This is a genomic window from Streptomyces hainanensis, assembly GCF_004348415.1.
Classification (GTDB): domain Bacteria; phylum Actinomycetota; class Actinomycetes; order Streptomycetales; family Streptomycetaceae; genus Streptomyces; species Streptomyces hainanensis.
The window spans coordinates 1-6,993 of record NZ_SMKI01000411.1; the positions used below are offsets into that span (position 1 = coordinate 1).

The 6,993-nt window shown below is 69.0% G+C and carries 8 protein-coding genes; 4 read left to right on the forward strand and 4 right to left on the reverse strand.

Translation table 11 applies throughout. The features are described 5' to 3' along the window. On the reverse strand, nucleotides 1-832 hold an 832-nt coding region (locus E1283_RS28515; RefSeq protein WP_207930559.1), incomplete at its 3' end, for an HAD family hydrolase. A gap of 187 nt (nucleotides 833-1,019) precedes the next feature. Between E1283_RS28515 and E1283_RS28520 the strand changes: the two genes are divergently transcribed. Next, nucleotides 1,020-2,039, forward strand: a complete 1,020-nt coding sequence (locus E1283_RS28520; RefSeq protein WP_207930560.1) for a LacI family DNA-binding transcriptional regulator — start codon at nucleotides 1,020-1,022, stop codon at nucleotides 2,037-2,039. 87 nt (nucleotides 2,040-2,126) lie between these two features. On the opposite strand, the gene E1283_RS28525 is transcribed toward E1283_RS28520, so the two are convergent. Continuing rightward, on the reverse strand, nucleotides 2,127-3,383 hold the full coding sequence (locus tag E1283_RS28525) for a nucleotide sugar dehydrogenase (protein WP_132821051.1): 1,257 nt from the start codon (nucleotides 3,381-3,383) through the stop codon (nucleotides 2,127-2,129). 67 nt (nucleotides 3,384-3,450) lie between these two features. Here E1283_RS28525 and E1283_RS28530 point away from each other — a divergent pair, with 67 nt between their 5' ends. Beyond that, nucleotides 3,451-4,224, forward strand: coding sequence for a glycosyltransferase family 2 protein (locus E1283_RS28530; protein ID WP_132821052.1), 774 nt, complete (start codon nucleotides 3,451-3,453; stop codon nucleotides 4,222-4,224). 40 nt (nucleotides 4,225-4,264) lie between these two features. Here E1283_RS28530 and E1283_RS28535 read toward each other — a convergent pair whose 3' ends face one another. Continuing rightward, nucleotides 4,265-5,194, reverse strand: a complete 930-nt coding sequence (locus tag E1283_RS28535; protein WP_243745171.1) for a TauD/TfdA family dioxygenase — start codon at nucleotides 5,192-5,194, stop codon at nucleotides 4,265-4,267. After that, nucleotides 5,191-5,640, reverse strand: a complete 450-nt coding sequence (locus E1283_RS28540) for an ATP-binding protein (RefSeq protein ID WP_243745172.1) — start codon at nucleotides 5,638-5,640, stop codon at nucleotides 5,191-5,193. Before E1283_RS28540 ends, E1283_RS28535 begins: the two co-directional genes overlap by 4 nt. A 166-nt stretch (nucleotides 5,641-5,806) precedes the next feature. Between E1283_RS28540 and E1283_RS28545 the strand changes: the two genes are divergently transcribed. After that, nucleotides 5,807-6,643 (forward strand): helix-turn-helix domain-containing protein, encoded by an 837-nt coding sequence (locus E1283_RS28545; RefSeq protein WP_132821054.1) that lies wholly within the window; start codon nucleotides 5,807-5,809, stop codon nucleotides 6,641-6,643. Then, complete coding sequence (locus E1283_RS28550) at nucleotides 6,640-6,843, forward strand: DUF397 domain-containing protein (RefSeq protein ID WP_132821055.1); 204 nt, start codon at nucleotides 6,640-6,642, stop codon at nucleotides 6,841-6,843. The genes E1283_RS28545 and E1283_RS28550 overlap by 4 nt, the downstream gene beginning before the upstream one ends. Nucleotides 6,844-6,993 lie beyond the last annotated feature (150 nt).

Consider the following 6,993-nt stretch of genomic DNA (forward strand, 5'->3'; position numbering starts at 1 on the left):
CCACAGCGACGGGGGCGGCCACCGGGCGGCTGGCGCGCAGCGGTCCGACCAGGCCCTCGGGGGTGTCGAAGACGGCGTCGGCCGCCACGGCCACCGGGTAGGGCGGGTTGTCGGTGTGCCGGTGGCGGGTGAGCACCACCGCCGCCACCCCGGCCCGCCGGCCGGCCACCACGTCCCGGTCCTGGGTGTCGCCGACGTACCAGCAGCGCTCGGGGACGGTGCCGAGCGCGCGGGCCGCGAGCCCGATCATCTCGGGGTGCGGCTTGCGGATGCCGACCTCGTCCGAGTACACCTGCACGCCGAAGAACTCCTCCAGGCCGGCGGCCCGCAGCAGCTTCCGATGGGCGCGCCCGGAGTGCGCGTTGGACACCATCCCGACCCGGACGCCCAGCCCGGCGGCGACCCGCAGCAGCTCGGGGATCCCGGGCCTGACCTCGTGCTCGGAGAGCAGCGGCGACATCTCGGCGAGGAGCTGCCCGGCGCTGCCGGCGAGCACCGCGCGCTGCGCCTCGGGCAGTTCCGAGGCGAGGAAGTCGGTCCAGATCGTCCGGTGGTCGAGCTCGACGGGAGCGAGCCGGCGACCGGCGGCGTTCTTCCAGTCCTTGAGCGCGGCGAGCCCGGCGTCCAGCGAGCGGCGCAGCGTCGCCTCGTCCGCCGGGTGGCCGGCACGCGCCAGCTCCGCACCCAGCCGGCGGGCCACCTCGGCGCGGCCCTCGGGCCGCCGGCGGGTCTGGAAGACCACCCCGCCGAAGTCGAGCAGCAGCGCGTCGGGTCGGCCGGCCAGGGCGGGGGCGACCGGGTCCGAGAAGTCCAGGGGGTCCAAGGGGGCCAAGGGGAGATACCTCGCTCGTGAACGGCGTCGGGAAGGGATGGTGCGATGTTCGCGGTGGACGTTAGGCGGCGGGGGCGGTCCCGCGGCCGGCGTCCGGGTGAACCCTCGGCAAACCGAGCTGGAACGTTCCAGAAGGCGAGGGCGGGGCCCCCGCCGACCGCCCCGGGCCGCCCGTCACAATGTCCTGGTGACGGAACGCCGGCGCACTCGACGCCCCACGATCGTGGACATCGCCGCCGCCGCCGGCGTCTCCAAGTCGCTGGTCTCCCTGGCCCTACGCGGCGACGAGGGGGTCAGCGACGCGACCCGCGCCCGGATCCTCGGCGTCGCGGACGAACTCGGCTACCGCTCCAACACCCTGGCGCGCGGCCTGGTCCAGGGGCGCACCATGCTGCTCGGCGTGCTGCTCACCGACCTGGCCAACCCGTACCACACCGAGGTGGTGGCCGGCGTCGAGGAGGCGGCGGACGCCGAGGGCTTCACGGCGCTGCTCGCCCACGGGCGCAACGATCGCCGCCGTCTGGAACAGCAGTTGGACGCCCTGCTCCAGCTCTCCGTCGACGGCGTGGTGGTGATCAGCTCCTGGCTCGACCCTCGGGTGCTGACGGAGGCGGCCCGCCGCGCCCCGGTGGTGATGGTGGGCCGGCCGGCCGAACATCCGACGGGTGTGGACACCGTGGCCAACGACGACGCGGCCGGCGCCACGGCCGCCGTCGAGCACCTTGCCGGCCTCGGCCACCGCAGGATCGCGCACATCGCCGGCAGCCGGCGGCCCGCCGCCCGGGCCCGGCGCGAGGGCTATCTCGCCGCCATGCGGCGGGCCGGCCTGGCGGCCGAGGCCGCCGTGCACACGATCGGCGACGACACGGGGCGCCGGGCGGCGGCCGCCGCCGAACTCCTCGAAGCCGCGGCGCCCACGGCGGTCTTCGCCGTCAACGACCTGGCGGCACTCGCCGTGCTCGACCGGGCCCACGTGCTGGGCGTCCCGGTGCCCGACCGGCTGTCCGTCGTCGGCTACGACAACACCGGGCTCGCCGAAACCGTGCGCCCCCGGCTCACCAGCGTCGACCAGCCGCGCGCCACGATGGGGCGGCTCGCCGTGACGCTGCTGCTCGAACGCCTCGGCGGCCGCACGGCGGACCGCCGCGAGGTGCTGCCGCCGACGCTGATCCCGCGGGCCTCGACGGGGGTGGCTCCGGCCGGGTGACTCTCCCCCACGGCGCGCGGGAGCCACGAGCGCCGGAGCCGGCGACTCCGCGCCAGGGCCGGCGCCCCGCGCGCGAAGCGCCGACGCTTACAGAACATCGACGTTCACGCCGGACAGCCGATTCCGACAGTCGAGCACGTATGGCGCGTACTCGATGATCGTCTCGTAGTCGAACTGCGCATGGTCCGCGAGCAGTACCACTGCGTCGGATGCCGCGATCTCCTCGGGAGTCGCTTCCACTCGGATGAGTCGCGTGTCCGTGCGGGTGTCGTCCACGAGGTGCGGGTCCGCGCCGCGCACCGCGGCACCGAGGTCGAGTAGCAGCTCGGCGACACGCGCTGACGGCGATTCGCGGGCGTCGGAGATGTCGGCCTTGTAGGCGAGCCCGAGCAGCAGGACGCGAGATCCCCTGACGGCCATGCGACGCGTGTTGAAAGCCTCCGTGAGCCGCCGGACGACGTAGTCGGGCATGTGGTTGTTCACGTCGTTGGCGAGTTCTACGAAACGGAACGGGACGCCGAGTGCGCGTTCCACCTTCCACGACAGAAATGACGGGTCGATCGGGAGGCAGTGCCCGCCGACGCCGGGTCCAGGGGTGAATCTCATGAAACCGAAGGGCTTGGACGCGGCGGCGTCGATCGCCTCCCAGACGTTCACGCCGAGTGGCCTCGCGAGCATCGCAATCTCGTTGATCAGCGCGATGTTGACGTGCCGGAAGATGTTCTCGATCAGCTTGGCCAGCTCGGCCACTCTCGTTCCGGAGACCGGAACTGTCGTCTCCACCAAGCCGTCGTAGAAGTCCCTGACCACGTCGAGCGATGCCACGTCGATACCGGACACCACTTTGGGCGTCTTCTCGAACGGCCACTCCTTGTTCCCCGGGTCGATGCGCTCCGGGCTGAAACCGACGTGGAAGTCCGCACCAGCGGTCAGACCGGAAGCCTTCTCCAAGGTCGGTGCCATCAGCTCCTCGGTGGTACCTGGGTAGGTCGTGGATTCCAGGACCACGGTCGCGCCAGGGCGCAGGTGCGCGCCCAGGGTGTCGGCGCAGGACTCGATGTAGGTCACATCGGGCACGCCGTCCCGCAGCGGGGTCGGCACGGTGATCACCGCGATGTCGAACCCGGCAAGCGCCGCGGCATCGGAGGTCACGGAATAGGCCCCGGAGTCCAACGCCGCGCGGAGCCGCGCGGACGCCACGTCATCGACGTACGAGTGGCCGGTGGCAATCCGCTGAACGCGATCCGGGTCCACGTCGTAGCCCACGACACGGTGGCCCGCCTCTGCGGCACGCACGGCCAGGGGCAGACCCACGTAGCCCTGACCGGCGACAACAACATGCATGGCAACTCCTCCTACGATTCCAGTGCTTGAATGGACCGTCGTCTTTGGCCTGGTAAGGAGAAGCGCTGTGCCCCTGGTGTCTGTTGTGATGCCTGTGTACAACTCGGCAGCCACTCTGGGTGCCGCGATCCGGTCGGTACTCACGCAGACCCACAGCGATCTGGAGCTTCTGGTCACCGACGACAAGTCGTCCGACGACTCCATGGACCTGCTCATGGAATTCGCCAGGCAGGACGATCGCGTGCGGCCGGAATCGGCGCCCGAAAGAGGCGGTGCGGGCCGGGCACGCAACCTCGCTATCGAGCGGGCCAAGGGGGATTACATCGCCTTCCTCGACAGTGACGACATGTGGCTCCCGGAGAAAACTGAGCGGCAGGTCGAATTCGCCGCGGCAGGCGAAGCGCCTCTGACGTTCACCTCCTATTACAAGATGGACGCCGACTACGTGGGTGAGAGCACCGAATTCATTCCGAATGGGCGTGTGGTCCAGGCTCGAGAACATGTGGACTACGGTGCGATGCTGGTCCGGGATCACATCGGCGCGCTGACCGCCATGTACGACCGCAAGGTCCTCGGCACGAGGCTGATGCCGGAGATGCGGAAGCGACAGGACTACGCGCTCTGGTTGTCGATCATGCGCGACGGGCCTGCCGCCCGGGGCCTTCCCGAGCCGCTGGCGGTGTACCGGGCCCACCAGGCGGGATCGCTGTCGTCCAACAAGCTGTCACTCGTCCCGTACAACTGGGCGCTGTACCGCGAGCACGAGGGGCTGTCCGTCCCCCGGTCGACGCGGGCGCTGGCCGGCGCTGTGTGGCAGTCGTTGCGTAACTCGCGAATCTAGGAACCTCGGCGAGCCCTGGCCGGACACCTGCACGCAGCGCCTACGTGACGGCCTGTCCGGTGGTACCCGCACCACACAGGAACAGTTGGAGCAGCAAGCGGCGGTCCTCGGGCGCGATGTCGCGCTGACCGCCGCCCAGCGGCTCGCGGCCGTGAACCACTCGGTGCTGGTTCACGACCAGGACGTCACCGCGCTGGAGCGTGAAGGACACGTGCTCGGCGACCATCTGGTCCGCGAGTTCCTTTGCCACGTGGGCGTGTGCCTCATCGAGTCCGGACTCGGAGAGCATCTTGGCGGTGAACCGAACGAATCCGAGGTCCTCGGGTTCGCCATCCAGGACGGGGAATGGCTTGTATTCCTCGCCGACGTCGGACAGATCGAAGAACGACCCGTAGCTGTATGCCGCGTCGGCCAGGAGGGCGCGGTCTGAGGGAGTCAAGCGCGAGACGGCCGCGCGAGCGTCGGAAAGGATGCTCGCGCCGGCACCGAGCGGGTCGGGCCGGACGCACAGCAGCGTCGTGTAGTCCGGGGGCTGGGTCACGTTGACCAGGTCCATATGAAACGCGTTGTACCCCGTTCCGGTGGACAGGCCGGGATTGGCGTGGAGATTGGTCCCGATCTCCTTCCACAGCGGCCACCGTCGGAAAGGCTGGAAGGGGGTCGCCACCTCGGTGAGAATCGCCGTGGCCAAGCGTAGGAACTGGTTCCCAATCCCCAACGCCTGCGCGATGTTACGCAGGCGCACCACGGCGTATCCGCCAGCGGCCTCGCCCAGTTGGGGGAGCAGACGGTCCTTGACGTCAAGGAACAGCGGAGCCGAATCCAGCTCGGTCCGGTACCGCTCGATCGTGGACCGTGCCAGGAAGGTGCCCTCCACGCTCCAGGCAGGAAGCCTGCCGCCGATCTCGATCAGATCGTCTTCCAGCTCTTTTGGAAGGTCGATGAAGCTGTCCAACTCCAGGAAGCTCACCGCTCCACCTCTTTCTCGTTCGTCAACGGGCATGTGAACCACACGCACTTCACGCCCAGACCAGGCGGCGCGGTCTGCCAGCCGACCTGCGGGCACATCTCCCGTAGCAGCCACAGGCCTCGACCCGACTCGGCATCCCAGGCCGGCTCTCCAAGCACAGGCGGCGCCGGTGATCGGTCGAAGAGCTGGATGTAGACCTGCTCCCCGGTCCGGACCAAGCAGAGGCAACACCGCCGGTCCCGGACGTGCTTGATCACGTTGGACAGCAACTCGGAGATACCGAACGCGGCCAGCTCGACGGCCTTCTCGTCAGCCCGCCAACCGCGTAGCACGCCAGCTACGGCATGACGCCAGGTCGGGATCTCGTCGGCTCGCGCAGTGAATGACCAGCTGCGGATGCCGCTGGGGATTCGCTCGGTGACTTGCATCGGCACCTCCACGGCCATCGCACGCCAAGGTGTGGGGGTGGCGCACGAAGCTGACGCCCCGTCGATTGCGGGCGCCCCTTGTCATTGAACAGCATGACGGCATTGAAGAGTTGAGCGCAATACCACCCAGGGATGCAATTGCATCTGGATGTGGGAGTGCGCTCAACAGTGGCAGACTGTGCCCATGACGACTGCGAGCCCGGTGGTCCGGCGCCGCCGACTTGGCCTCGAACTGAAGCGACTCCGCGAAGCCGCCGGCATGAAGGGGAGCGAAGCGTCGAGGAATCTGAAGTGGTCGGCCTCGAAGCTGTCGCGGATCGAGGCTGGGCGCTCCACTCCAACGCCGGCCGATGTGACGCGGCTCCTGGACCTCTACCGCGTGGAGGACTCGGAGCAGCGCGAGAAGCTGGCCAAGTTGACGCGCGAGGCACGGAAGAAGGGCTGGTGGCAGCTCTACAGCGACGTCCCGTACTCGACCTACATCGGGCTGGAAGCCGAGGCGGAGTCCATGCTCACCTACCAGAACGTGATCCCAGGGCTGTTCCAGACGAGCCGCTACGCCGAGGAGATCAACCGGGCGACCGTCCCCGGCCTGTCGGAAGAAGCTCTGGAACAGCGCCTGGATGTACGGATGCAGCGCCAGCAGGTACTCACCGGAGCCAACGCGCTTGAGGTGCGCGCCGTGCTCGACGAGTCAGCATTGCGCAGACTGGTCGGCGGGGCCGAGGTGATGCGTGAGCAGCTTGATCGACTGCTGGAGCTGGCGGACCTGCCGAACGTCCTGCTCCAGGCCATTCCCTTCTCTTCCGGTGCCCATCCTGGGACACTGGAGGGGCCGTTCAATATCCTGCGGTTCCCGCATCAGGAAGATCCCGATGTGGTCTATGTCGAAGCCAACAGTGACCCCTACCCGGGCGACACGCAGCGGTACGAGGTCCTGTTCGACAACCTACGAGCGAACGCCATGAGCGTCCCACAGACGCTGGCGATGATCCGGAACATGGTGAAGAAGGAGCTATGAACAGCCAAGAGGGCCGGAGCATGGACCTCGCCCGCGCCGCTTGGCGCAAGCCCCGGAGGAGCCAGGGCAACGGCGAGTGCGTCGAGGTCGTGGACGACCTCCCCGGCGTCGTCCCCGTGCGGGACAGCAAGAACCCGCACACCGCCCTCGTCCTGCCCGAGGCAGCTTGGACAGCGTTCGTGATGCGACTCAAGGACTGAGAGGTTCACGAACCACTGTTGAACCCCGCCGACCGCCCCAGGTGACAGGCGGGGTTCTTCGTTGCTTGACCCGCCGCGCAGGGGCATTGCATGAATCGCCGCCCGTTCGAGGGGGCGCCGCGCCCCCTCCGCGCGCGGGAAGGGGCGGGT